The organism is Bradyrhizobium sp. URHC0002 (assembly GCF_054059515.1).
The window spans coordinates 7618256-7642232 of the sequence record NZ_JBSSCF010000001.1 but is presented as its reverse complement, the minus strand read 5'-3'; the positions used below and the strand labels follow the sequence as shown (position 1 = coordinate 7642232).

The 23977-nt window shown below is 63.6% G+C and carries 23 protein-coding genes; 8 read left to right on the top strand and 15 right to left on the bottom strand.

What is annotated here, in order from left to right; all coding sequences use genetic code 11:
• Positions 1-150 precede the first annotated feature (150 nt).
• From ACVWVY_RS36945 to ACVWVY_RS36930, 4 genes are read left to right on the top strand one after another with little or no spacing between them, the layout of a single operon-like run.
• Entirely contained in the window at positions 151-2037 is a 1887-nt protein-coding gene (locus ACVWVY_RS36945; protein WP_456631020.1) for an ABC transporter permease, read from the top strand.
• Positions 2034-2825, top strand: coding sequence for an ABC transporter ATP-binding protein (locus ACVWVY_RS36940; protein ID WP_456631019.1), 792 nt, complete (start codon positions 2034-2036; stop codon positions 2823-2825). The genes ACVWVY_RS36945 and ACVWVY_RS36940 overlap by 4 nt, the downstream gene beginning before the upstream one ends.
• Entirely contained in the window at positions 2822-3526 is a 705-nt protein-coding gene (locus ACVWVY_RS36935; RefSeq protein WP_456631018.1) for an ABC transporter ATP-binding protein, read from the top strand. The genes ACVWVY_RS36940 and ACVWVY_RS36935 overlap by 4 nt, the downstream gene beginning before the upstream one ends.
• A gap of 28 nt (positions 3527-3554) precedes the next feature.
• A complete protein-coding gene (locus ACVWVY_RS36930) occupies positions 3555-4010 on the top strand; it encodes a MarR family winged helix-turn-helix transcriptional regulator (RefSeq protein WP_456631017.1) in 456 nt (151 codons plus the stop codon).
• A 16-nt stretch (positions 4011-4026) separates the two neighbouring features.
• Here ACVWVY_RS36930 and ACVWVY_RS36925 read toward each other — a convergent pair whose 3' ends face one another.
• The 6 genes from ACVWVY_RS36925 to ACVWVY_RS36900 form a co-directional block, all read right to left on the bottom strand.
• Positions 4027-4692, bottom strand: coding sequence for a hypothetical protein (locus ACVWVY_RS36925; protein ID WP_456631016.1), 666 nt, complete (start codon positions 4690-4692; stop codon positions 4027-4029).
• Positions 4693-4694: 2 nt separating this feature from the next.
• Positions 4695-6095, bottom strand: a complete 1401-nt coding sequence (locus ACVWVY_RS36920) for a selenium-binding protein SBP56-related protein (RefSeq protein ID WP_456631015.1) — start codon at positions 6093-6095, stop codon at positions 4695-4697.
• A gap of 380 nt (positions 6096-6475) precedes the next feature.
• A complete protein-coding gene (locus ACVWVY_RS36915; protein ID WP_456631014.1) occupies positions 6476-6901 on the bottom strand; it encodes a DUF4399 domain-containing protein in 426 nt (141 codons plus the stop codon).
• Between the two features lie 21 nt (positions 6902-6922).
• A complete protein-coding gene (locus tag ACVWVY_RS36910; RefSeq protein WP_456631013.1) occupies positions 6923-8590 on the bottom strand; it encodes an SUMF1/EgtB/PvdO family nonheme iron enzyme in 1668 nt (555 codons plus the stop codon).
• Between the two features lie 232 nt (positions 8591-8822).
• On the bottom strand, positions 8823-9512 hold the full coding sequence (locus ACVWVY_RS36905) for a hypothetical protein (protein WP_456631012.1): 690 nt from the start codon (positions 9510-9512) through the stop codon (positions 8823-8825).
• A gap of 140 nt (positions 9513-9652) precedes the next feature.
• The gene (locus tag ACVWVY_RS36900) at positions 9653-10852 is read right to left on the bottom strand and encodes an amidohydrolase family protein (protein WP_456631011.1); all 1200 of its coding nucleotides are present in this window, start codon (positions 10850-10852) and stop codon (positions 9653-9655) included.
• 145 nt (positions 10853-10997) lie between these two features.
• Here ACVWVY_RS36900 and ACVWVY_RS36895 point away from each other — a divergent pair, with 145 nt between their 5' ends.
• Positions 10998-11771, top strand: a complete 774-nt coding sequence (locus ACVWVY_RS36895; RefSeq protein ID WP_456631010.1) for a ferredoxin--NADP reductase — start codon at positions 10998-11000, stop codon at positions 11769-11771.
• Positions 11772-11895: 124 nt separating this feature from the next.
• Here the strand turns inward: ACVWVY_RS36895 and soxA are convergent, their stop codons facing one another.
• From soxA to ACVWVY_RS36850, 9 genes are all read right to left on the bottom strand, one after another.
• On the bottom strand, positions 11896-12669 hold the full coding sequence (gene soxA, locus ACVWVY_RS36890; protein ID WP_456631009.1) for a sulfur oxidation c-type cytochrome SoxA: 774 nt from the start codon (positions 12667-12669) through the stop codon (positions 11896-11898).
• A complete protein-coding gene (gene soxZ, locus ACVWVY_RS36885) occupies positions 12666-12986 on the bottom strand; it encodes a thiosulfate oxidation carrier complex protein SoxZ (protein ID WP_456631008.1) in 321 nt (106 codons plus the stop codon). Before soxZ ends, soxA begins: the two co-directional genes overlap by 4 nt.
• Positions 12986-13465 carry a SoxY-related AACIE arm protein gene (locus ACVWVY_RS36880; RefSeq protein WP_456631007.1) on the bottom strand — a complete coding sequence of 160 codons (480 nt, stop codon included), beginning with the start codon at positions 13463-13465 and terminating at the stop codon, positions 12986-12988. Before ACVWVY_RS36880 ends, soxZ begins: the two co-directional genes overlap by 1 nt.
• A 9-nt stretch (positions 13466-13474) precedes the next feature.
• Entirely contained in the window at positions 13475-13912 is a 438-nt protein-coding gene (gene soxX / locus ACVWVY_RS36875) for a sulfur oxidation c-type cytochrome SoxX (RefSeq protein WP_456631006.1), read from the bottom strand.
• A gap of 13 nt (positions 13913-13925) precedes the next feature.
• On the bottom strand, positions 13926-15206 hold the full coding sequence (locus ACVWVY_RS36870) for an FCSD flavin-binding domain-containing protein (protein ID WP_456631005.1): 1281 nt from the start codon (positions 15204-15206) through the stop codon (positions 13926-13928).
• 12 nt (positions 15207-15218) lie between these two features.
• Positions 15219-15515: a c-type cytochrome gene (locus ACVWVY_RS36865; RefSeq protein ID WP_456631004.1), complete on the bottom strand. Its 297-nt coding sequence runs from the start codon at positions 15513-15515 to the stop codon at positions 15219-15221.
• A gap of 59 nt (positions 15516-15574) precedes the next feature.
• Positions 15575-17761 carry a molybdopterin cofactor-binding domain-containing protein gene (locus ACVWVY_RS36860; RefSeq protein ID WP_456631003.1) on the bottom strand — a complete coding sequence of 729 codons (2187 nt, stop codon included), beginning with the start codon at positions 17759-17761 and terminating at the stop codon, positions 15575-15577.
• A gap of 10 nt (positions 17762-17771) precedes the next feature.
• On the bottom strand, positions 17772-18221 hold the full coding sequence (locus ACVWVY_RS36855; protein ID WP_300942401.1) for a (2Fe-2S)-binding protein: 450 nt from the start codon (positions 18219-18221) through the stop codon (positions 17772-17774).
• Positions 18222-18372: 151 nt separating this feature from the next.
• Complete coding sequence (locus ACVWVY_RS36850; protein WP_456631002.1) at positions 18373-19767, bottom strand: MFS transporter; 1395 nt, start codon at positions 19765-19767, stop codon at positions 18373-18375.
• Positions 19768-20021: 254 nt separating this feature from the next.
• Here ACVWVY_RS36850 and ACVWVY_RS36845 point away from each other — a divergent pair, with 254 nt between their 5' ends.
• Genes ACVWVY_RS36845 through ACVWVY_RS36835 form a run of 3 tightly spaced genes read left to right on the top strand, consistent with a single transcriptional unit; the run spans position 20022 to position 23975 of the window.
• Positions 20022-21785: an ABC transporter permease gene (locus ACVWVY_RS36845; RefSeq protein WP_456631001.1), complete on the top strand. Its 1764-nt coding sequence runs from the start codon at positions 20022-20024 to the stop codon at positions 21783-21785.
• A 23-nt stretch (positions 21786-21808) separates the two neighbouring features.
• Positions 21809-22843, top strand: coding sequence for an ABC transporter substrate-binding protein (locus ACVWVY_RS36840; protein WP_456631000.1), 1035 nt, complete (start codon positions 21809-21811; stop codon positions 22841-22843).
• 28 nt (positions 22844-22871) lie between these two features.
• Positions 22872-23975: an ABC transporter ATP-binding protein gene (locus ACVWVY_RS36835; protein ID WP_456630999.1), complete on the top strand. Its 1104-nt coding sequence runs from the start codon at positions 22872-22874 to the stop codon at positions 23973-23975.
• The last annotated feature ends 2 nt before the right edge of the window (positions 23976-23977 follow it).

Genomic DNA, 23977 nt, shown 5'->3' with positions numbered 1-23977 from the left:
GGCCTTCATGGTTCGAGACGCGCGGCGGTGTCGCGCTCCTCACCATGAGGGTCTGGAGGACCCGATCCAGATTTAAGACCTCATCCAGAGGAGGCGCGGAGCGCCGTCTCGAAGGATGAAAAGCCCGCTCTGTGCTAACCCGGACCGCTCATGGCCTTTTACTTCGTTCAGTTCCTGACCGGCCTCGCCAGCGCGGCGTCGCTGTTCCTGGTCGCGTCGGGGCTGTCGATCATTTTCGGCGTGACGCGGATCGTGAATTTTGCCCATGGCGCGTTCTACATGCTCGGCGCCTATGTCGCGTTCACGCTGACCGAGCGCTTCTCTGGCGCGTTCGGCTTCTGGGGCGGCATCGTCGTCGCGGCGCTGGTCGTGGCCGTCGTCGGCGTGCTGGTCGAGATGGTGCTCTTGCGGCGGATCTATCATGCGCCGGAATTGTTCCAGTTGCTCGCGACCTTCGGACTCACCTTGATGGTTCAGGATATTGTGGTGCTGATCTGGGGGCCCGACGATCTGCTCGGCCGCCGCGCGCCCGGCTTCAAGGGCGCGGTCGATTTCTTCGGCCAGAATATTCCGAGCTATGATTTGTTCCTGATCGGACTCAGCCCGGTCGTGCTCGGCGGGCTCTGGCTGCTATTCCAGCGCACGCGCTGGGGCGTACTGGTGCGCGCGGCGACGCAGGACCGCGACATGGTGGCGGCGCTCGGCGTCAATCAGAAATGGCTGTTCACCAGTGTATTCGCGCTCGGCGTCTTTCTCGCAGCCCTCGGCGGCGCGCTGCAGATCCCGCGCGATGCCGTGCATCATGCGCTCGACCTTCGCATCATCGTCGACGTGTTCGTGGTGGTGGTGATCGGCGGGCTCGGCAGCATCATCGGCGCTTTCGTCGCCGCCGTGCTGGTGTCCGAACTGAACGCCTTCGGTATTCTCATTTTTCCAAAGATCTCCATCATCCTGGTATTCCTGGTGATGGCGGTGGTGCTGATCGTGCGGCCGTGGGGCCTGTTCGGCAAGCCGGAGGCCGCCGCGCGGCGCACGCCGGGGCTGACCGTCAATCCGTGGCGACCGCTGACTTCGGGCGAGCGGTTGATGTCGCTAGGCGCGCTGGTCGTTGCGGCGATGCTGCCGCTGTTCGCCGGCAATTATGCGCTCACGGTTGGGTCGGAGATCGCAATCTACGTGATCTTTGCCGCCAGCCTGCATTTCCTGATGTCGGTCGGCGGGCTCGCCTCGTTCGGCCACGCCGCCTATTTCGGGCTCGGCGCCTATGGTGTTGCATTCCTCGCCAAGGCGGCGGGACTGCCGATGATCGTCTCGCTTCTGTTGGGTCCGGTGCTGGGGCTGCTGGGCGCCGCCGTGTTCGGCTTCTTCGCCGTGCAACTGTCCGGCGTCTATTTCGCGATGCTGACGTTGGCCTTTGCGCAGATAGTCTGGTCGATCGCGTTCCAATGGGTGGCGGTGACCGGCGGCGACAACGGCATTTTGGGCGTCTGGCCGGACAAGTGGGCCGCGGGCCCGGCCAGTTTTTACTGGCTGTCGCTTTCGATCGCAGCCCTTGCGGTCACGGTGCTGCGGGTGATCGTGTTCTCGCCGTTCGGCTTCGCACTGCGCGCGACGCGGGACTCGCCGCTGCGCAGCGAAGCGATCGGCATCAACGGCAAGCGCGTGCAATGGACGGCGTTCGTCATATCAGGCACGGTCGCAGGGATCGGCGGCGCGCTGTTTGCCTATCTGAAGGGAAGCGTGTTCCCTGACAGCCTCGGCATCTCGCTGTCGGTCGATGCGCTGGTCATGGTGCTGCTCGGCGGCGTCGAGACGGTTTCCGGCGCGGTCATCGGTGCCATCGTGTTCAAGGCGGCCAACATTTGGCTGGTCAGCCAGACCGACCTCTCGAAACTGGTGCTGGGTGGCTTCATCGTGCTGATGGTGGTGGCGTTCCCCAAGGGAATCGTCGGCACGCTGGAGGCGATCAGGAACCGCCGACGATCCTCCGAACCGAAATCCGCGCTTGCTACCTCCCGCGTCGAGGTTGCCGAATGAGCATGGTCCCCACATTGCTGTCGGTCGAGAATCTGAGCAAATCCTATGGCGGCGTCCATGCCGTGCGCAGCGTGTCGTTCGAACTGCGCGCGGGTGAAATCCTGGCGCTGATCGGCCCCAACGGCGCCGGCAAGAGCACATGCTTCGACATGCTCAACGGCCAGAACATCCCGGACAGCGGCCGCATTAACCTGCTCGGCGAGGATACCGTGGGCCGGAAGCCGCGCGCGATCTGGCGGCTTGGCGTCGGCCGCACGTTCCAGATCACGGCGACGTTCCCGACCATGACCGTGCGCGAGAACGTGCAGGTCGCGCTGGTGTCGTATGGACGGCAGTTGTTCAATCTCTGGGGCTCGACCGCGAGTTACGCGCGCGAGGAGGCCGGCCGGCTGCTCGATCTCGTCGGAATGGGCGCATATGCCGGGCGTCCGTGCGGCGAGCTTGCCTATGGCGACCTCAAGCGGCTGGAACTCGCCATCGCGCTCGCCAACCAGCCCAAACTTCTGTTGATGGACGAGCCGACCGCCGGCATGGCGCCGCGCGAGCGGATCGAACTGATGCGGCTGACCGCGCGCATCGCCCGCGAGCAATCGATCGGCGTGCTGTTCACCGAGCACGACATGGATGTGGTATTCGAACATGCCGACCGCATCCTCGTGCTCAACCGCGGCAGCCTGATTGCCGAAGGGGCGCCCGAGGAAGTTCGCGGCAACCCGCAGGTGCGCGCCATCTATCTCGGCGAAGGTCTTGTCTACGACGCACGTCACCGCGAGGGAGCCGGCGCATGAAGCTGCAGGTCGCGGATCTCAACAGCTTTTATGGCCCGGCGCATATCCTGTTCGATATCGCGCTCGAAGTCGGTGAGGGTGAGGTGGTCGCGCTGTTGGGGCGCAACGGCGCCGGCAAGTCGACCACCTTCCGTTCTATCGTCGGCCTGGTCGAGAATCGTTCGGGGCGAATCGTCTTCGAAGGCAGGGACGTCTCCCGCGAGCCGACGCATGCGATCGTACGCGGCGGGCTCGGCTACGTGCCGGAGGAGCGTCGCATCTTCACGGACCTGACGGTTGAGGAAAATCTCGAAGTTGGCCGCCAGCCGAAACGGCCGAACGCGCCGCAGTGGACGCGCGAAAAGCTGTTCGCGCTGTTTCCCAATCTCGGCGAAATGCGCAACCGCCCCGGTGGACGCATGAGCGGCGGCGAGCAGCAGATGCTGACGATCGCACGGACCCTGATGGGCAACCCGTCGCTGGTGCTGCTCGATGAACCCTCGGAAGGGCTGTCGCCCAAAATCGTCGAACAGATGGTCGAAGCCATTCTCGCGATGAAGCGGGAAGGCGTCAGCATCGTGGTATCGGAGCAGAACCTGCATTTCGCGCGATTGATTTCGGATCGCGCCTACATCATCGAGCGTGGCAAGATCTGCTTCGGCGGCACGATGGCGGAACTCGATGCGCGACCGGACATCCGGGACGCGCATCTGTCGCTGTAAGCGGCTGGCAAGGGAAGGGGCCGGAAAGATGGGGAGGAGTGTTTTACCGAAACGAGCGGTCAAGCCCGCACGGCCGTCCTACATCCTCGACGAGCAGATCGGCTTCATCCTGCGCCAGGTGTGGCAGCGCCACGCCACCATCTTCGCCCGCGAAATCGGCATCAATTTGACGCCGACGCAATGGGCGGCGCTGGCAAAACTGACCGAGACCGGGCCGTGCTCGCAGAACCTGCTCGGGCGGCTGACGGCGATGGACGTCGCGACCATCAAGGGCGTGATCGACCGCTTGACCGCACGAGGACTTACCGAGACCAGCCCGGACCCCGAGGACGGCCGCCGTTTGCTGGTGAGTCTGACGCGCGCCGGCCAGCAACTGGCGGAGAAAGCCGCGCCGAACGCACTCGCGATAACGAGAGAGACGCTGGCCCCGCTCGATGCGAAGGAGCGCGAGACGCTGGTGGCATTGCTCGACAAGCTACGCTGAACGGCACGCGACCGCGCTAGGTCATGTTGAGCACCAATGCAATCGCGCCGACCAGAATGAGGCTGACGGCCCAGATCGTATCCAGATTGAACCAGCTCTGCGAAATGAACTTGAGACCGAGATAGCGGTAAGCGAGCCAGGCACAACATCCGCCGGCGGCGATCATCGCCGTCGCGTGGACGGTGGCAACCAGCACGGCCATGCCGAGATTGGCGTTGATGAGCGTACCGGCGGCCTCGTGGCCGCGGTCGAGTTCGGCTTCCCGGCAGAGCCCGAGATAGATCGGCACCAGCATCAGTGCCGCGCCATGGGCAAGCGCGACGGCGAACGACCAAAGCCCCAATTGTGCCGGCGATATCCGCGCCAAAACCCTTGGATGACGCCGGTTGGCCAACCGGAACACACCGAAGGCGATGACGAGGAGACTTGCGCCGATCTGTATCGTGCGCTGCCATTCGACGACGGCAACGAGCAGCGCGAAGGGAAGGATCACGAGGAGCATGGCGAGCAGATGGCCGGCCGTGAGCGGCCCGAGCGCGGCCACCAGGGCACGCGGGCTCCTTTCCATCAATCCAGCCGAAACGGCGAGCGGCCACCCCATTCCCGGGTTGACGCCGTGGTAGAGGCCGCTCGCGATGACAGCCAGCCAGAGCCAGGCAGGCGTCCAGTCGGCTGCGCTCACATTCAAACCGACGGATAGCAGAACGAATCCGTCGAACAGTCACCGCCGTCGAGCCGGACCTGATGCGCGCGGTATCCGTCCGGGAAATTGACCCAGTAGTCTTTTGCCAGTTCGAGGCCACCGTCCGGCTTCGCGTTGGCCATCACCATGGCGCCGGGGACGCCATCGGGATAGAACTGATTGTCCCAGGTCGAATACAGCGAGTTGGTCCAGTACACCCGCTTGCCGTCGCGGCTGATCTCGACCATCTGCGGACCGCCTGCAAACGCCTTGCCGTTCGGATGCGGCGTACGGCGTGCGATGCCGCCGACGTGCACCGAGCCGGCAAGTTTTGGCTTTCGCGGCTCCCTGACATCGTATTGACGCATCTCGCCCGTGGCCCAGCAGGCGACGTAGAGAAATTTGTCGTCCATCGACAGGTCGATGTCCGTTACCAGCGGCGGCACGGCGCCGAACCCTTGCAGAAGCGGCGGCAGTTGCTCCTTCGCCGCCGGCTCGGGCGGGATCGTCGCCGTCTTCTCGATGTGAAACTTGCCGCCCTCGCGCCACCAGGTCCAGATCGAGCCTTCGAGATTGGTGGTGTCGACCACCACGCCGAGAAAACCGTATTCGCGAACCGGATCGTGCGCGGGTCGTACTTCGAGCGCCATCTGATGGTTGGCGCCGAGATCGATGGTCTGCACATTGCGCCGGGCGCGCAGATCCCAGAAGTGGATGCGGTGGCCGTATTTGTTGGAGAGCAGATCTTCCGGCACGATGCCGCTTTCGAACTGCGGCGGCAATGCCCACTCGCTCGTCACCATGTAATCGCGCGGCAGGTTCCACCAGAAATCATAGTGCAGCGTTTGCGGACCGCGATCGAGCTCCCATCGTCCGAGCACCTCGAACGTCTCGCAATCCATGATGAAGACGCCGGGCGGTCCATCGGTGCCGTTCTTGCCGCCGCCGCCGAGCGTAGAGACGTAAATCCCTTCCGGCCCGCAATGAACGGTGTGCGGCCGCGAGTATCCCGTCTTCCTGAAGATTTCCTCCGGCTCGATGATCTTGTGGATCGCCGCCTTGGTCGGATCCGGCTTGGTATCGACGATGTAGATGCGGGACGACCGCATGCCGGGGATGATGAGATAGCGGCGCTCGAGGAAGGCGTGGCCGGTGAGTGGCGACAGTGACGATGAACAGGCGTTCCAGCCGAAATGATGAAACTCGTCGCCCTTGTTGGGCATCGTCACGGTGTGAACGATCTGACTGTAATTCTGGGAGCTCGGATTGACGTCGATGACCGCGAGTGCATCTGGCTTTGAAGCGTCCGGGCTGAGCAGCACGGTATAGGCGAAGCTCTCCGGCGGAGCTTCCATGGCAAGCTTTGGCGAAGCGTGAAACGTGGGGTCGGGCCGAATGTTCATCGTACTGCCTCCCTGTTTGCCTCGATGGATAGCAACACGGCTCGGCGGCATGAAATCACCGGCGCGTTGAGTTCCTCTTTGAGAGTGCCGCCGGCCGGGGTTTGTGCAATCGACCATACACCGCAATACCGCAGGCGAAAATAACGATGGTGCGACCGATCCGCGCGATGCAAAGAGCCCGGAATCCTGCTGATGCTATTGAAAAACTTGCGCCGAGGAGCTGCTAACGCCGGCGAGACGCCAGCGATGGCGTCCGAGCAAGCTCTTGCGGCATCTCTGGCCCGTCATCATTCAACACCGTTTCCGGCGAGGATATGTGACGTCGCAGAAACAGGCAGTTCGAAGCGCAAGGATTTAAATCCGACGGAGAGAGTTCTGCTCTATCTGATCGTGATGGTAATTTTTTGCGAGACCACTGGCGGATTGTGCGGGTAGTGTTCGGCATCCCCCAGCACGAGTTGGAGTGTATGCTTGCCGGGTGGAAGTTCGATGCGCGCTTCGGTCTGGCCCGCCCCAAAATGAAGGTGTGACTTGTCCTGCGGGATCGGTTCGTTCGGATTGAGCGGCTCATTGACGTCGATCAGAAGGTGATGATGGCCGCTGTTTGCGTAGTTGTCGCCGGCGTGTGTGACGCCCATGTTGCGCAGACCAAAGCGGGCCCAGAATGCGCCTTTGATGACGGTGCCGTTCTGCGGCCACACGAAATAGAGAAGGGCATCCTTGTGTGCGGGCTTGCCCTGAGCGAACGCTGCGAATGGTAGGCAAGTGAGCGCCGCGAACAGAGCGATCAACCGCATGAATTTCATGACCGCCCTCTTGAACGCTCCCTAGGGGGATAATGCGACGCGGAACCCGTGGGTGGGATATCGCACGTTGGTATCATAGCTGCCGCGGTTTGATGGCCGGGCATAATTCGAGTCGTTCTTCCAGGAGCCGGAACGGATGACGTGCGCGGAACATGCATTCTCAACCCACGCCGACCCATCGGCCGGAGCGCCTTGATAATTCCTGTGCCAGCAGTCTTCGACCCATTGATCGACGCCGCCGCCCATATCGAATAGCCCAAACGAATTTGCCTTCAGGCTGCCGACCTTGGCCGGCTGGTCGTTGGCTGGAATGTCGCTGCAGTTCCTGCAATTGACCATGCCGGCCTGAAACTGATCGCCCCACCAGTACCTGGTCTGCGTGCCGCCGCGCGCTGCATATTCCCATTCGGCTTCGCTCGGCAGTCGATACGGCTTGCGGGTGGTTTCGGCGAGCCACGCGACATATTGCTTGGCGTCGCTCCAGCTTACGTTTCCAACAGGCGCATCGTCTTTTCCGCTCGCCGTAAACCCGCAAGCCTTTGCGGCGGCGCATGCGTTCCACTCCCGCACGGAGACCGGAAATTTCGCCATCGCAAACGGCTTGACCGTTACCTGGCGGACCGGCTTTTCCGAAATGTCTTCGTTGCTGCCCATCGCGAAGCTGCCACCCCGAAGCGTGACCATTTCGGGTTCTCGAACCGACGCGGCTGCCTGTGTGGTTGGTTGAACCGCGGGCGCTGCGGGAGAGGCGGGCGGCGGTAGCGGCGCGGCCTGTTGGGGGGCCGGAGAGGGCGCAGGTTTGGGTGCTGGAGACGGCTCAGGCTGAGGCGCTGCCTGCCGCTGCGTTGGGGCCACCGTTGGTGCAGGCTGAGGTGCCGCCTGCTGCTGCGTCGGGGCCACCGCCGGCGCAGGCTCGGCAGGCGGCGCTGGTCGTTTTGCGGCGGGCGCCTTCTGCACTTCAGCCGGAGGTGAAACGGGAGCCGAAACCAGATTTGGCAGCTTGCCGGTTGGCGAGAACGTGAACCAGAGAACGCCGCCTGCAATGAGCAGCAGCGCAAGGATCAGCAAGGAGGCCAGAATGCCTTCGCGCCGCTTCCGGTTTTGCATAAGCGCAGCCGGATCGGAAAGCACGCGATAGACCCGCACCGGGTCGGTGATGTTCTTGACATGGCGATCACCGAGCGATTCGTATCCGCAAACCAGCTTGTGCTTTATCTGTTCGTAAATGCCGCCGGAGATATAGACTTCGCCGGGCTGGGCTATGCCTTCAAGCCTTGTGGCAATATTGACGCCGTCGCCGTAAACGTCGTCCGTTTCGATGATGACGTCGCCGAGGTTGACGCCAATTCGATACTCGATCCAATGATGCTTCGGCAGTGACGTGTTGCGTCCCACCAGATTTTGCTGAATCACGATGCTGCAGCGGACGGCTTCGACAGGGCTATCGAAAATCGCAATGAACCCGTCGCCGGTGGTTTTAACAAGTCTGCCGTGATGTTCGACGATGCTGGGCTCGATGAGATCGCGCTCGATGCGCTTGACACGGTTGTGTGTGCCCTCTTCGTCGATTTGCATCAGTCGGCTGTAACCGGAGATATCGCCTGCCACGATGGCCGCAAGGCGGCGCGGCATCGGTTCGCGCGGTGGCGCGCCAAAACGGCCTGACTTGATGTCACGAATCTGGGCCATGGCTCGGATTGTCCCGAGAGCTGTAAATGACAGCGTAAGGCAAACAATCTTTCCAGCGCCCTCAGCGTAACATATTGACTGTGGGCGGCAAGCAACCGTGCGCGGGTTCCACTTTGGGTATCCGCGCAATGGCGCTCACAAGAATGAGTCACCCAGCTCCTATCTAGGTTCAATGAGAGGACACGAAACTCAGGCCTGGAACCCGGCAGGCGAGCCGGGGCAGGCATGGCACTCAATCCTGTCCCGGCCATTTGGCGCGATAGCGAATTTCGCTGCCGTCGATATTCGGCTGCCACGGCCCGAACTCCGATGCATGCGGCGCCTTGGTTGACAGTCCGATAGCGTAGAGCCGGTTGGGCTGGTCCTTGACCTTGACCTCCAACTGCCGATGCGCGGTGCGGAACGCCAGCTCGACGTCGCCCGCGATCACCGGCCTGGCGCCGTCGCTACGGAACTGGTTGAAGCGTGGTTCACCCGGCATGCGGTTGATGTCGGTCTGCAACTCGATCGCGATGTCGCGGGCGGAGTTCGGCAATGCCGCTCCGGCTGGGAGGCGGACTTCAAAGACCAGAAGCGGAGTGGCGGCATTCGGGTTGAGCCAGGGCGTGGCGGTCGTGACTGCGAAAGCATAGTAGGCGGTGCCGGCCGCGATGCAGAGTGCGACGACAACGGCAAGTGCCTTCAGGCTGTTACGGAGAAGTCCGCCGGCGTTTTCTCCGCCGCGCAGCCGCCTCGCCAGCGTCGTGCCGAGGACGAGGCCCGCGATTGCGCCGAGCGGCGCGATCACCAGCAGCGCCAGAATGCCCGACATGATGGGGTCGGCCGGACTTCCGAAGCCGACCAGCTCCAGGATCAGCAACGTGGCGATAAAACCCACGACCGCACCAACCACCCCGCCGGCGACTTGCAGCGAATTTTTCACGTATCCCTCGATGAGCAGTGCCAACAGACTGCCATTAAGGCAGCCCGGTTTTGTCGGGGCTGGCCGGCAATTCGTTCACCGCTTTCGGGGCTTAACGTAACGTTTTCAGGCGCGTCCGGCGCACTTGCCAGTCGGTGGCATCAATGCCCGATGATAATCTCCGGCACCTTGCCGGCCGGTGGCGTGTTGCGGCTGCGCTGGGTACGGACGATGCCGTCGATGATGGTCATGCCGATGCCGGGGAGGTCGCCGAGCTGCACGCTCTCCAGGATGTTCTTGCCGGGCGAGTGCTGCGCCTTGTCCATCAGGACGAAGTCTGCCGAGCGGCCGACTTCGATGATGCCGCAATCGAGCTCGCGCATGCGGGCGGTGTTGCCGGTGGCGAGACAGAAGGCGAGTTCGGCCGGCAGATCGCCGAGTGATGACAGCATCGACACCATGCGCAAAATGCCGAGCGGCTGCACGCCGGAGCCGGCCGGCGCGTCGGTGCCGAGGATGACACGGTTGAGGTCGCCCATCTCGCGCGCAATGCGCAGCGTGAACAGCGCCGAACGCTCGTTGCCGTTATGAACCAATTCCAGCCCGCGCTTGCAGCCTTCACAGATACAGCGGATCTGGTCGTCGGGCAGGGCCGTGTGGCCGCCATTGATATGGCCGACCACGTCGGTGTCGGCTTCCAGCACGACATCCTTGTCGATCAGGCCGGAGCCGGGAATTGACGGCCCGCCGGTGTGGATCGTGCTCTGGATGCCGTACTTGCGCGCCCATCCGACCATTTTCCGCGCGGTAGGGCCATCCTTGACGCCGCCGAGGCCGACTTCGCCGAGCAGCTTGACGCCGGCCGCGGCCAACTCCTTGAAATCGTCCTCGACCATTTCGCATTCGATCACCGGCGCGCCCGCGTGCACCTTCACGCCGCCCGGGCGCAGCGTCCAGAACGCGCGCTGGGCAAAAATCGCCATCGCCTTCAGGCCGACCACGTCGCGCGGACGGCCGGGCATGTGCACCTCGCCGGCCGAGATCATGGTGGTGACCCCGCCGTGAAGGTAGCTGTCGATCCAGCCAATCTGGTTCTGCCGCGGCGTCCAGTCGCCGGCGACGGGATGGACGTGGCTGTCGATCAGGCCCGGGGCAACGGTGGTGCCGTTGGCGTCGACGACGGTGGTGGCGCCCTCGGTGTCGACGTCCTTGAAGCGTCCGATCGCTGTGATCTTGCCGTTCTCGGCCACGATCGTATCGCCGTCCAGGATCGGCTTCTCCAGGGCCCCCGACAGCAGCAGCCCGATGTTGCGGATCACCAGCTTGCTGGGACCGGTCGCCTGGGGTGCGTCGTGGGCCATGGTTTTTCCTTTTGGTTCAATGCCTTCGCCGGACATTCTGCCCGGCTTGACGATCGGATCAAGCTGGATTATTCATTTGTATACGAACGATCGTATACGAATGATTGAGCCGGTCAATCCGGCGTGCAGGCCAGGGAACGGTGCGATGAGCAATTTCAACCAGGAAAGCGTGCTGAGCGTCCATCACTGGACCGACACGCTGTTCAGCTTCACCACCACCCGCGATCCCTCGTTCCGCTTCCGCAACGGCGAGTTCACCATGATCGGGCTGAAGGTCGGCGAGAAGCCGCTGCTCCGCGCCTACTCGGTCGCCAGCGCCAATTACGAGGACCGGCTCGAATTCTTCTCGATCAAGGTGCCGGACGGGCCACTGACCTCGCGCCTCCAGCACTTGAAGCAGGGCGACGAGATCATCGTCAGCCGCAAGGCCACCGGCACGCTGGTCATCGACAACCTCGAAGACGGCCGCAATCTCTATCTGATCGGCACCGGCACGGGCCTGGCTCCGTTCCTCTCCGTGATCAAGGACCCCGAAACCTATGAGCGGTTCGAGAAGGTGGTGCTGCTGCACGGCTGTCGCCGTGTCGCCGAACTCGCTTATGGCGAGATGATCACCGAAAGACTGCCGAACGACGAATTGATCGGCGAATACATCCGCAACCAGCTGGTCTATTACCCGACCGTGACGCGCGACCCCTTCCGCAACCGCGGCCGTATCACCGACCTCATCACATCAGGCAAGCTGTTCGCCGATATCGGCCTGGCCTCGCTCGATCCAGTCCATGACCGCGTCATGATCTGCGGCAGCCCGGCGCTGGTGACCGATACGCGGGCGCTGCTCAACGGCAAGGGCTTTGTCGAGGGCAATCACGGCGAGCCCGCGCAGTTCGTGGTCGAGAAGGCGTTCGCGGAACGGTAGCTGCCAGACCCTCATGGTGAGGAGCGCGAAGCGCGTCTCGAACCATGAGGCTGCACTGGGGCTTCATCCTTCGAGACGCTTGCTACGCAAGCTCCTCAGGATGAGGGGATAGACCGAGCTATTACTAGGGCCGCACCGCCGGCGCTTCCATCGGCATGCCCCGCGCCCGCGACATCAGGTACAACTCCAGTTCGACCAGTTCCGGCGCGCCGTAATCATAGGCCTGCGCGCGGATGCCCGTGATGCAGGCGCGCAGGCGCCGCTGCAGCGATCCCAGCGACTGCCATTCCAGCCGATAGAGCGGGTAACCCGTCGGGTGTCCTTGCGTGATCGCCGATCCCGCCAGCCGCTTGTCCCAGTTGTCGTCATGGCAGTTGGCGCAGCCGAGATTGAGTTGCCCCTGCCGCTGCATGTAGAGTTCGCGCCCCTTTTCGGTGAACGGCGCCAGTTGCGGGTCGCTGCCGGTTTCGATTCGTGCGCCGTGCGACTGCCGCGCGACAAAGGCCGTGAGCGCCAGCAGTTCGCGGCTCTCGAAAGGCAGCGGCGTCGCCTGCTGGTGGTTGGTGCGGCACGAATTGACGCGCTGCTCCAGATCGACGGGACGGCCGCTTGCCTTGTCGAAAGCAGGGTAACGGGCGGCCACGCCTTTCATGCTGGTGCGGGCATCGTCGTGGCAATCGGCGCAGGCCTTGTTGGCGGCACCCAGCTTGCGTTTCCATAGGCCTTCACCGTCGAGCACCCAGAGCATACCGGGATTGGCGGTATCCTCGTCCTGCATCGCCCTGGTGTCCGGCTTCATGAAGTCGTAGCCGGAGCGGCGGTCGGCTTGCGGGATTTCGGCGGCGAAAGCCGAGCCCGCGATCAGCAGCGCAGCGGCTATGGCGCCGGCAAATCTCATTCGACCGTAATCGAGGCGGAAGCGGTTTCAGAAAACCCCTGGTCGCCAATCCATTCGAACTCGAACTTGCCGCTCTCGGTCGCGGTGGTGAAGAAGGTAATGAAGGGGTTCGCGGCGATTGCCGGAAACAGGTCGGCGCGGAAAATCTCTGACCCGTTGAAGCGGCACGTAAAGCTCGTGATGATGTCGCGCGGCACGACTTCGCCTGACGCCATATGGCGATAGCCGGTTTCCATGATGTGCGACATCAGCGTCTTGATCTCGATAATGTCGCCGCGCTTGGCTTTCGCTGGAACGTTGATCAGTGCCGAGGCCATCAGATCACGTCCTCGGTACAGGCGGCCAGCGTCACCACGACATCGACGCTAACCGACCAGAACGACCCGTCCGAAAGTTTTGCGATCGCGACGATCTTCTGGCTGTCAGCAAGCCGGATGCGGGTCGAAACCTGCGCGCGGCCGCTATGCGGGCCGAGATGGAAATTGGCGATGTTTGCTTGCGGATTCTTTTCGTTGAAGACGTGGATGCTCCGGACGTGATCCTCCGGGGCCATCGGGTGGTTGACGCTGACCGTCATCGGCACGGTATTGCCGTTCTCGACCAGCGGCGGGATATCGAGCTTGACCTTGCCGGTGCGCACCGCCGCACCCCCGGTGACGCTCTGGATTGCGGAGGCCAGCATCGCGGGCGTCGCTTCCGCGGGACGGACGATAACGACGGGAATTGCGCCGAACACGGCTACGCCACCGGCGAGGCCGAGGAACTGGCGGCGTGACGAATTTGGCGGTTGCTGCATCGTGCCTTCCTATTCGCGCAAGCTTACAAGATACGCCACGATATCCTCGATCTGTTCGGCCGACAGGATCGGCTTGCCGCGCCAGGCCGTCCCGACGCGATCAAGGCCGCCGACGCGATAATAGGACGGCATGATGGTCGCCGCATTGAGGCGGGACGCATCCACCAGCCGCAGCCGAAGCTGGCCCTCGGACCAGCGGCTGCCGGAACCGGCAAGGCTGGGGGCCAGATCGCCCTGGAATTTCTGTTCGGGAAATGGGCCGCTGTGGCAGAGGATACAAGTGCTGGAACGTTCGACGACGAGGGCGCGGCCGCGCGTCGCGTCGCCGGCCGTGCCTGTTAGCGATTGCGAGATGGCATCGCCGATGACGGCATAGCTGCGAAGTTCCTGCGCGGCGCTGCCGCCGGGCAGGGCGAGGAGCGCGCCGGCAAGGATCGGACCCGACATTCGATATGTGCGTCTAGCCAAAGACTTCCGCCGTGACGGTCGAAAACCAGGATTGCGCATAGTCGGCCTCGCGCACGCGGAAATCGCGTGGCGCATCCGCCGGACTGACGCCGCCGGCGCCTTCGACGTCGGCCAGCACGCCGTTCTTCGGCTGGTAGACGCCGGCGACCGAGATGCCATAGTCCGGCGCCGCCAGACTGTAGCAGGTGTTGATCAGCTTCGGCGTGGCGGGTGTTCCGCCGGATAGCAGCGTGGCAATCGCGGCCGCGCAAACCTTGGCCTGCGCATTGGCCGAGAACGCGGATTTGGGCATGGCGCCGGCGAGACAGGCGTCGCCGATGACATGGATGTTCGGCGCCGATTTGGACTCGAACGTGACCGGATCGATCGCGCACCAGCCGGTGTTGTCGGTCGCGCCCGCGATGGTGGCGATGCGGCCGGCGCGTTGCGGCGGAATGACGTTGGCCACCTGCGCGGCGTGGTTGCCGAAATCGGTGACCAGCGTGTTGGTGGCAGCGTCGACAGCGTTCACCTTGCCGCCCTGCGACAGCGACACCCATTCGATCATTCCCGGATAAAGCTCCTTCCACGCGTTCTGAAACAGGCGCTGCTTGGAGAAGGTGTCCTTGGCGTCGAGGATGAGCAGCTTCGAGCGCGGCTTTTTGGCTTTCAGATAATGCGCGATGAGACAGGCGCGTTCGTAAGGTCCAGGCGGGCAGCGGAATGGATTGGCGGGCACTGCGATCACCACCAGGCCGCCATCGTCCATGGCCTCAAGTTGCTTGCGCAGCAGCAGCGTCTGCTCGCCGGCTTTCCAGGCATGCGGCATCTTCGCCGCCGCGGCTTCGTCATAGCCCTGCAGCGCGTCGAAACGCAGCTCGACGCCGGGCGACAGCACCAGCCGGTCGTAGGATAGCGACGTGCCATCGGCGAGGCCGACGGTCCGCGCCGCTGCATCGATCGCCGTTGCCGCCTGCGCCACCACGGTCACGCCGCCAGCGGCGATCTTGTCATAGCCGAATTGTTGCGCCTCGATCGCGCGCAGGCCGGCAATGACGTTGTTGCTGAACGGGCAGGCGGTGAAGGTCTTGTTTGGCTCAACCAGCGTGACCTGCAATTTCGGATCGATCGCTTTCAGCGCACGCGCGCAACTCGCGCCGCCGAAGCCGCCGCCGATCACGACGACACGTGCCGCCGCTTGCGCACGTGCGGGCAGAGGAAACGCCAGCGCCGTTACGGTGGCCGCGCCGGCGCCCACGAATTCCCGGCGGCTCATGCGAAGGCTGGTACCCATGAAGGCGCCCCTTTACTTCTGTGCCGCGAGCCACGCCGCAATCGCGCGCAGCTCGTCGTCGGAGAAGCCCTTGGCGATGCGGTTCATGACCGTGGCGGGAAGCGAGCCGTCGCGAAATCCGGTCATCGCGGTCATGATCTCATCGGCGTTGCGGCCGTACAGCCGCGACACGGAGGAGGCTGCCGCCGCCCCGGAGGTGTGGCAGCCGGAGCAGGATGCCGCGCCGGGCGGGGGCTCGGAAGCCGCGAGCACCGGCAGGCTCGACGCCATGACCGTCGCAACCGCGACGGCGACACACCGCGCTTTCATTTAGCTGATCTCCCGAGAAGGGCGCGGCGGCCCCGGGGTGAGGCCGCCGCCCGCTATTGTCAGGCAAAGGTGATGTTCTGGTCCTTCAGCGGCACCGAACGGATGCGTTTTCCGGTGGCGGCGAAGTAGGCATTGAGCACCGCGGGCGCGGCGACGCCGATGGTCGGCTCGCCGACGCCGCCCCAGAAGCCACCGCTCGGCACCATGACGCATTCCACCTTCGGCATCTCGGCAATCCGCATCGAGTTGTAGGTGTCGAAGTTGGTCTGCTCGATCTTGCCGTCCTTCACCGTGCAGCCGCCATAGAACAGGGCGGACAGGCCATAGACAAAGGAGCCCGCGATCTGCCGCTCGACCTGCGCCGGATTGACGACATAGCCGGGATCGGTGGAGGCGACGATGCGATGCACCTTGATCTTGCTGCCGTCGGTGACGGAGATTTCCGCGGCACCCGCGACATAGCTGCCGTAGCCCATCACCTGCGCAATCCCGCGATAGACGCCTTGCGGCGCAGGCTTGCCCCAGCCGATCTTCTCGGCCACGGCATTGAGCACGGCGAGATGCTTCGGATGCTTGCTCATCAGCTTGCGGCGGAATTCCACCGGATCCTGGCCGACCGACTGCGCCAGCTCATCCATGAAGCATTCCATATAGATCGCGTTGTGGTTCACGTTGACGCCGCGCCAGAAGCCGGGCGGGACGTGAGGGTTGCGCATCGAATGCTCGACCAGCAGGTTCGGCACGGAGTAGCCGATTGCCGCGTCGCCGGAAGGGCTCACGCCCTGGAACGCGGCTGGATCCTTGCCGTTTTCCAGCGCCGCCGGTCGCACCGAGAACAGGATCGACTGGCCCGACAACCGCATATGCAGTCCCGTCAGATTGTTGTCGGCATCGAAGGCCCCGGTCATCTTGCATTGCGTGACCGGATGGAATTTGCCTTGCGCCATGTCCTCTTCGCGCGACCACAGCAGTTTCACCGGCGTTCCCGGCATCTGCTTGGCGATCGCCACCGCTTGGCGGACATAATCCGTCATGCCGCGCCGGCCGAAGCCACCGCCGAGGATAAGCTTGTGCACCTCGCATTTTTCGGCCGGCAGTCCCGACGTTTCCATGGTGGCGGCGAACGCCGCTTCGCCGTTCTGCGTACCGCACCAGACCTCGCATTTGTCCGCCGTGTAGAGCGCCGTGGCGTTCATCGGCTCCATCGGCGCATGGTTCTGGTAGGGATAGTTGTAGACCGCTTCGACTTTCTTGACGGCAGAGGCAATCGCGGCCTTGGCATCGCCGTTCTGGTTGCCGATGTAAGCCGGCTGCGCATTGTCGAGGCCTTCGGCCAGCCATTTGGCGATCGACTCGCTGGAGACTTTTGCGTTCTCGCCTTCGTCCCAGACGATCGGCAGCGCATCGAGCGCGGTCTTGGCGTGCCACCAGGTATCGGCGACGACGGCGACGGTGCTGTCGTTGACGCGCACGACCTTCTTGACGCCCTTCATGGCCATGACTTTGGTTTCGTCGTAGCTCTTCAGCTTGCCGCCGAAGACCGGACAATCCTTGATCGCGGCGTTGAGCATGCCCGGTAGCTTGACGTCGGCGCCGTAGATCATCGCGCCGGTGGTCTTGTCGAGCGTATCGAGCCGCTTGACACCCTTGCCAATGACCTTCCAGTCCTTGGGATCTTTCAGCTTCACCTCGGCCGGCGGCTCGAGCTTCGCCGCGGCTTCAACCACCTTGCCGTAGGTCGTGGTCTTGCCCGACGGCGTGTGGGTGATGACGCTGTTGGAAGCCGTGCATTCGGAGGCCGGCACCTTCCACTCATTGGCGGCCGCCTGGATCAGCATCACCCGCGCGGTGGCGCCGCCCTTGCGGACATATTCCTGGCTGGTGCGAATGCCGCGGCTGCCGCCGGTCGAGAAATCGCCCCAGGCGCGCTTGCGTGCAACACTTTGACCCGGTGTCGGATACTCGGTGACGACCTTCGACCAGTCGCATTCCAGCTCTTCGGCGACGAGCTGGGCGAGGCCGGTGAGGGTGCCCTGACCCATTTCCGATCGGGCGATGCGTATCACGGTGGTGTCGTCGGGGCGGATCACCACCCAGACATTGACTTCGGGCGAGCCGTCGGCGGCGCGGACGACGGTCGGTCCGCCGAAGGGAATATCGAGGCCGATGGCGAGGCCGGCGCCGGCGGCAGCCGTGCCGATCACGAAGCCGCGGCGGGTGAGCTTGGGCATGACGTGCTTGTTCATGGCGTCCCCCTCAGGCGTTCGCTGCGGCGTGGATTGCCTCGCGGACCTGCTGGAAGGTCCCGCATCGGCAGATATTGGTGATGGCCTCGTTGATGTCCTGGTCGGTCGGCTTCGGCTTCTCCTTGAGAAGGGCCGCAACCGCCATGATCATGCCGCTCTGGCAATAGCCGCATTGCGGCACGTCGTTGGCCACCCAGGCCTGCTGCACCTTGTGCAGTGCGCCATTGCTGGCGAGGCCCTCGATCGTGGTGATCTGCTTGCCGGCCGCTTCGCTGACCGTGACCCCGCAGGAGCGCATCGCGACCCCGTCGACATGCACGGTGCAGGCGCCGCATTGTGCAATGCCGCATCCGTATTTGGTTCCGGTCAGTCCAACGTTCTCCCGGATTGCCCAAAGAAGTGGCGTGTCGTCTTCGACGTCCACGCTGATTGATTTGCCGTTGATTGTGAGATTTGCCATCGCGTATCCCCTGTTCGCTCAATCCACCGAGTGAGCTGCGCGCGGGAAGATGGCCTGCAACTTGGAATAGTTCAAATCAAGAAAATGCGTTTGCATGAAGGATGAAAGTTGACCGGCCGGTGTTGCGTGGGCATGTGCCCTCGCATGGCTGTCATGTCGGCTCCGCGCCCACCGTCAGGCGCAGGAAACTCATCAGGCTTCCGAACGCGGCAAATCCGGCGCCGAGCATCAGCGCTACCGTCGCGCCATCGTGCCCGGCGAGGCCAAAGCACAGGGCCGCAAGCGCGGCGCCGAGGGTTTGTCCGGTCAGGCGTGCGGTCGCGACGATGCCGCTCGCGCTTCCACTGCGGTGCGGCGGCGCGCTCGACATCAGTGCCCGTAAATTCGGCGTTTGAAAGAAACCGAAGCCGATCCCGCAAATCACCATGCGCCAGACGATGTTGGCAGTGCCGGGGTCCGGTGGCAGCGTTGCCAGCAGCGCCATACCGATGCCGAGCAGCACCAGGCCGAGGCCGCCGAGGATGCCGACGGGATAGCGGTCGGACAGCCGGCCTCCGATCGGCGCCATGATCGCCACCACCAGCGGCCAGGGCGTCATGAAGAAGCCGGTCTCCACCTGGGACCGGTGCAACACGTCCTCGAAGTAGAAGGGCAGCGAGACGAAGGCCAGTCCCTGCACCGCGAATGAGCACACCGACGTGGCGGCGGACAGCGCGAACATCGGCCGCCGGAACAGATCGATCGGCAGCATCGGTGCCGGATGGTCCGCATCTCTGCGCGTCATCATCCAGCCGAGCAGCAATGCCGCGCCAAGCGCCAGTCCGACCAGGGCGGGAGGCGCCTGATGCGCCGCGCCGCCGATGCCGACAATGAAGAGCCCGAGGCAGCTTGCGGTCAGCGCCGCGCTTGCAAAATCGAACGCGTGCTTGGCGCGCGGCGTCTTCGGCAAGGTCTTCAGGCCGATCCAGATCGCGATCACGCCGAACGGGATATTGATCGCGAACAGCCACGGCCATGTTCCGATCGCAAGGATCGCGGAGGCAATCGTCGGGCCGACCGTGAACGCCGTTCCGACCACCAGCGCGTTGTGGCCGAAGCCGCGGCCGAGCATATGGGTCGGGTAGACGAAGCGGACCAGCGCTGCGTTCACGCTCATGATGCCGCTGGCGCCCAATCCCTGCAATGCCCGCGCGGCCGTCAGGCTGGGTAGCGACCATGCGAAGGCGCAACCGAGCGAGGCCAGCGTGAACAGCAGCAGGCCGCCGAGATAGATTCGCTGATGGCCGACGATTTCGCCGAGCGCGCCGAGCGGCAGCAGCGTCGCAACCAGCGCGATCTGATAGATGTTGACCACCCAGACCACGTCGGCCGGGCTGACATGGAGGTCGGCGGCAATGGCGGGCAGCGCGATGTTCGCGATCGCCGTATCCAGCGAGGCCAGCGCCAGCGCGGTAAAGATCGCCGCGACCGCCCAGCGCCGTAGTTCCGGAGGCAAGCCGTCGATGGGCGCGGGGCCGGGCGGCTTTGCGGTTGTATCCAGTGACATTAGGTCGGGCTCTCCACGCCGGGGGGCGGTCGCGCCCACTGCGGCGTGTACTACGGGTCAGGTACAAGCCACAGGCACACCGCTGCATGATGCGTATGCGAAGGAACAGCGGCGCATCGGAAAGACGCGCTCTCCGCGCCATATCCGCGCGCCGACTTTCGGATAGCTTTCCGCACGCTGTGCAATCGACTAGGCTTCCCGCGCATCGCGACCGCAATTCCATAAAAAGACGGTCACCGGCGAGGGGAAGCGCGTTGAACGGACAGACGAGCCGGCGCAGCGAGGTCATGCGTAGCGCCAGCGAGGGGCAGCCCGCGTGGGCTGGCTTGTGGGTCACGCTCCTGCTGGCGATCCTCGGCTTTCTGGTCATCTATCCGATCCTGATGCTGCTGCTAGGTGCGCTCACCGACACCAATCCGGTGGTCGAGGGCATCTCGCTCAGTCAACTCTCGGTCACGAACTTCCTCACCGTGCTGGCGAACCCGAATGTCGCCGAGGCGCTGGCGAATACGCTGATCGCCTGCGGCGGCGGCACCCTGATCGCGGTTGTGGTCGGATTGTTGTTCTCCTGGATTGTCGTTCGCACCAACACGCCATTCAAGGGATTCATCGCGGCAGCCAGCATTCTGCCGCTGTTTGCGCCGCCGCTGGTCGCGGGCGTCGCGTGGGCCATCCTCGGATCTCCAAAGACCGGCCTGATCAACACCATGCTCAAATGGATCGGGCTGGAATGGCGCGTCGATTTCTATTCGATGTGGGGACTGGTGTTCGTGTTCGGCATCTACTACGCGCCGTATGTCTACATGTTCACCTCGTCGGCCCTGCGCAACATGGATCCGAGCCTGGAGGAGGCCGCCGAGATTTCCGGCGCCAGCGCGTTTGCGACACTGTTCACGGTGACGTTCCCGCTGATCATGCCGGCGATCGTCTCGGGCATGCTGCTGTCGTTCATCGTCATGCTCGGCATCTACGGCATTCCGGCGGTGCTGGGCGCCCCCACCAACCTTGCGGTGTTGACTACCTACATTTTCAGGCTCACGAACTGGTCGCCGCCGCTTTACAATACAGCTGCCGCGGTTGCGATCCTCCTGATGGTCGTCACCGGCCTTCTCGTCTTCCTGCAGCAGAAGGTGCTGAGCGGCCGCAGCTACACGACCGTCGCCGGCAAGGCGTTCCGTCCGCGCAGCCTTGATCTCGGTCGCTGGCGTTGGTTCACCTTCGGGCTCGGGATCGTCTATCTCCTGGTCGTGGTGGTGCTGCCGTCGCTGGCGCTTATCGTCGCGGCATTTCGAAAATTCATGTTCATCCGCGACGTCAGCAGTCTGTTCGACGCCAGACAGTATTCCCTGATGCATTTTCACAGCATCTTCGACAATCCGCTGACCATGCGCTCGATCTATAACTCGGTCGAGGTCGGCATCACCACCGCCGTGGTCGGCGGCGCGCTCGCCTTCGCCATCGGCTACACCATTCACCGCACCCAGGTGACGGGCCGACGCTGGATCGACGTGATCTCGACCTTGCCAATCGCGATCCCCGGCCTCGTGGTCGGTGTCGCCTATCTTTGGGCATGGATCGGCATTCCCGGCGGTCTCTACGGCACGATCTGGATCCTGGCGCTGGCGTTCATTGCGCGCTTCATGCCGGATACGGTCAAGTCGTTGTCGACCTCGTTCCTGCAAATTCATCGCGAGCTCGAGGAAGCGGCCTGGGTCTGCGGCAAAGGCGTGCTCGGCACCATCCGAACGATCGTGCTGCCGCTGGCGCGGCCGGGCGTGCTCGCCTCGATGACGCTGCTGTTCGTGCTAGCGATCCGCGAACTCGGTTCGTCGCTGTTCCTCTACACCAGCAACACCATGGTGATGTCGGTGCTGTTGCTCGACTATTACGAAGGCGGAAACCTCGGAAAGACCGCCGCCTTCAGCCTGGTGCAAACCGTTCTGCTCGGCGTTCTCATCGGCGGCGCCAATTGGCTGTCGCGCGGTGCGGCGCAGGGCAGTGTCGCGCGAACCGGATAACAAGACGAACGGGAGGATTGGCTATGATCGGAAGGATCTTCACCAACATTGCCGCAATCGCCGGCATCGCGGGTCTTGCGCTGACATGGGGCGCGGCGGCACAGGCGCAGGAGTTCGGATCGCCCGAATTGATTGCCGCCGCGAAGGCCGAGGGCAAACTCGTCTTCTACACCGCGAATTTCGCCGAAGTGGAACAGCAGGTCATCAAGGCCTTCAACAAGCGCTTCCCCGAAATCAAGGTCGAGATGGTGCGCGCGCCCGGCGGCCAATTGATCACGCGCGTGAAGACCGAGGCTGCCGCCGGCAAACTGATCGCCGACGTGGTCGATCACTCGGACCGCGCGCTGATGCAGCCGATGGCCGACATGTTCCAGGATTATGCGCCGCCGAATGCCGCCGACTACAATCCCGAAGCGCAGATCGCGCCCCAGCTCTGGCCGCGCGCCACACTGGTGTGGTCGATCGCCTACAACACCGAGCTGGTGAAGAACCCGCCCAAAACCTGGATGGACCTCACCAAGCCCGAATACAACAAATTGACCGGGCAGGTGATCGCGCCGTCGGGCGGCACCACATGGACCCGGGTCATGTTCGAACGGCAAGTGCTCGGCGAGGACTATTGGACCAAGCAGGCGGCGACCCGTCCGGTCCTCTATCCATCGGGCGCGCCGATGTCGGATTCGCTGGTGCGCGGCGAAATCGCCATCGGGCCTTTGCTCTATAACGCGATCTATCCGAAGCAGAAGGACGGCGCACCGATCCAGATCTTCTTTCCGCCGGAAGGTGCGCCGGTCAATCCCTATGCGACGGGCATTCCAAAGACCGCCGCGCATCCGAATGCTGCAAAACTGTTTCTGAACTGGTGCCTGTCGAAAGAGGGGCAGGCCTTCATGATCAAGGAACTCGGTAATCTCACGTCACTGAAGGTGCCGCCGGCCTATCCGGAAGGTTTCGATCCCAAGGTGGTCAAGGTCTGGTTCCCCAAGTTCGACGAGTATGTGAAGTTGCACACGGCCTGGGTTGCCGAGTGGAACAAGACCTACGGCTACGGGCAATGATCGTCGCATCAAGGAAATCATTGCGCCCATGACCGCGACGCTCGAAGTCACCGACCTGCGCAAGCAGTTTTCGATCGGCCGGCCGGCGATCGATGGCGTCAGTTTTGCCGTGCCGGCCGGCGAGATCGTGGTTCTGCTCGGCCCCTCTGGCTGCGGCAAGACCACGACGCTGCGTTGCGTCGCGGGGCTGGAGCATCCGACGTCGGGCGAAATCAGCATTGCCGGCAGGGTCGTGTCGTCGCCCGAGCGCGGGATCCTGGTGCCGCCGCGCCTGCGCGAGCTTGGCATGGTGTTTCAGTCCTATGCGGTGTGGCCGCACATGACGGTGCGGCAGAACGTGGTCTATCCACTCAAGCACCGAAAGCTTTCGCGCAGCGACGCCCGCCTTAAGGTCGACGAGGCGCTCGAACTGGTCGGCCTGTCGGAATATTCCGAACGGCCGGTGGTCGCGTTGTCCGGCGGCCAGATGCAGCGCGTGGCGCTGGCGCGCAGCATCGTCTACCGGCCACAATTGCTGCTGCTCGACGAGCCTTTGTCGAACCTCGATGCCAAGCTGCGCCTGCGGCTGCGCGACGACCTTCGCGTCATTCTCAAGCAGACCGGGATGACCGCGCTGTATGTCACCCATGACCAGGCCGAAGCGGTGGTGCTGGGCGACCGCATCGGCGTCATGCGGGACGGCAAATTGCTGCAGATGGATACACCGGATGCGATCTATAACCGTCCAGCGGATCTGTTTGTCGCCAACTTCACCGGCGCGACCAACGAGCTCGCCGGCACGCTGGTGTCGCGCAACGGCGATTTCGGCCTGGTCGATTTCGGCGAGGGGCGACGGGGCGAGGTGGCCTTGCTGCACCCGCTCGGCCCGGACGAAAAGGTGCGCATCGCGCTGCGACCGGAAAATATCACTATCGGCCAGCATAACGGCGCCAACATCTTTCCCGCTCGCGTGCTCGACCGCCGCTATCAGGGCACGCAGACGGCCTACGGCATCGAACTGTTCGGCCGGCGGCTGGAGGTGGTCGAACTCGGCACCGCGGCCCGGCATCAGGTGGGTATCGAGACCCAGGTTTCGCTGCCGAAGGAAAGTTGCTGGGCCTATCGCGATACCGGGCCCGTGGCGTTTGAATAGTG

Bases quoted from the DNA above. Each gene is read 5' to 3' on its own strand.
- ACVWVY_RS36835 (WP_456630999.1), top strand. From the start codon at position 22,872: ATGACCGCGACGCTCGAAGTCACCGACCTGCGCAAGCAGTTTTCGATC.
- soxA (WP_456631009.1), bottom strand. From the start codon at position 12,669: ATGAGATTTGCCGGCGCCATAGCCGCTGCGCTGCTGATCGCGGGCTCG.
- ACVWVY_RS36880 (WP_456631007.1), bottom strand. From the start codon at position 13,465: ATGCAGCAACCGCCAAATTCGTCACGCCGCCAGTTCCTCGGCCTCGCC.
- ACVWVY_RS36915 (WP_456631014.1), bottom strand. From the start codon at position 6,901: ATGAAATTCATGCGGTTGATCGCTCTGTTCGCGGCGCTCACTTGCCTA.
- ACVWVY_RS36900 (WP_456631011.1), bottom strand. From the start codon at position 10,852: ATGGCCCACGACGCACCCCAGGCGACCGGTCCCAGCAAGCTGGTGATC.
- ACVWVY_RS36895 (WP_456631010.1), top strand. From the start codon at position 10,998: ATGAGCAATTTCAACCAGGAAAGCGTGCTGAGCGTCCATCACTGGACC.
- ACVWVY_RS36840 (WP_456631000.1), top strand. From the start codon at position 21,809: ATGATCGGAAGGATCTTCACCAACATTGCCGCAATCGCCGGCATCGCG.
- ACVWVY_RS36865 (WP_456631004.1), bottom strand. From the start codon at position 15,515: ATGAAAGCGCGGTGTGTCGCCGTCGCGGTTGCGACGGTCATGGCGTCG.
- ACVWVY_RS36870 (WP_456631005.1), bottom strand. From the start codon at position 15,206: ATGGGTACCAGCCTTCGCATGAGCCGCCGGGAATTCGTGGGCGCCGGC.
- ACVWVY_RS36920 (WP_456631015.1), bottom strand. From the start codon at position 6,095: ATGAACATTCGGCCCGACCCCACGTTTCACGCTTCGCCAAAGCTTGCC.
- soxZ (WP_456631008.1), bottom strand. From the start codon at position 12,986: ATGGCCTCGGCACTGATCAACGTTCCAGCGAAAGCCAAGCGCGGCGAC.
- ACVWVY_RS36860 (WP_456631003.1), bottom strand. From the start codon at position 17,761: ATGAACAAGCACGTCATGCCCAAGCTCACCCGCCGCGGCTTCGTGATC.
- ACVWVY_RS36935 (WP_456631018.1), top strand. From the start codon at position 2,822: ATGAAGCTGCAGGTCGCGGATCTCAACAGCTTTTATGGCCCGGCGCAT.
- ACVWVY_RS36855 (WP_300942401.1), bottom strand. From the start codon at position 18,221: ATGGCAAATCTCACAATCAACGGCAAATCAATCAGCGTGGACGTCGAA.
- soxX (WP_456631006.1), bottom strand. From the start codon at position 13,912: ATGTCGGGTCCGATCCTTGCCGGCGCGCTCCTCGCCCTGCCCGGCGGC.
- ACVWVY_RS36930 (WP_456631017.1), top strand. From the start codon at position 3,555: ATGGGGAGGAGTGTTTTACCGAAACGAGCGGTCAAGCCCGCACGGCCG.
- ACVWVY_RS36940 (WP_456631019.1), top strand. From the start codon at position 2,034: ATGAGCATGGTCCCCACATTGCTGTCGGTCGAGAATCTGAGCAAATCC.
- ACVWVY_RS36945 (WP_456631020.1), top strand. From the start codon at position 151: ATGGCCTTTTACTTCGTTCAGTTCCTGACCGGCCTCGCCAGCGCGGCG.
- ACVWVY_RS36910 (WP_456631013.1), bottom strand. From the start codon at position 8,590: ATGGCCCAGATTCGTGACATCAAGTCAGGCCGTTTTGGCGCGCCACCG.
- ACVWVY_RS36850 (WP_456631002.1), bottom strand. From the start codon at position 19,767: ATGTCACTGGATACAACCGCAAAGCCGCCCGGCCCCGCGCCCATCGAC.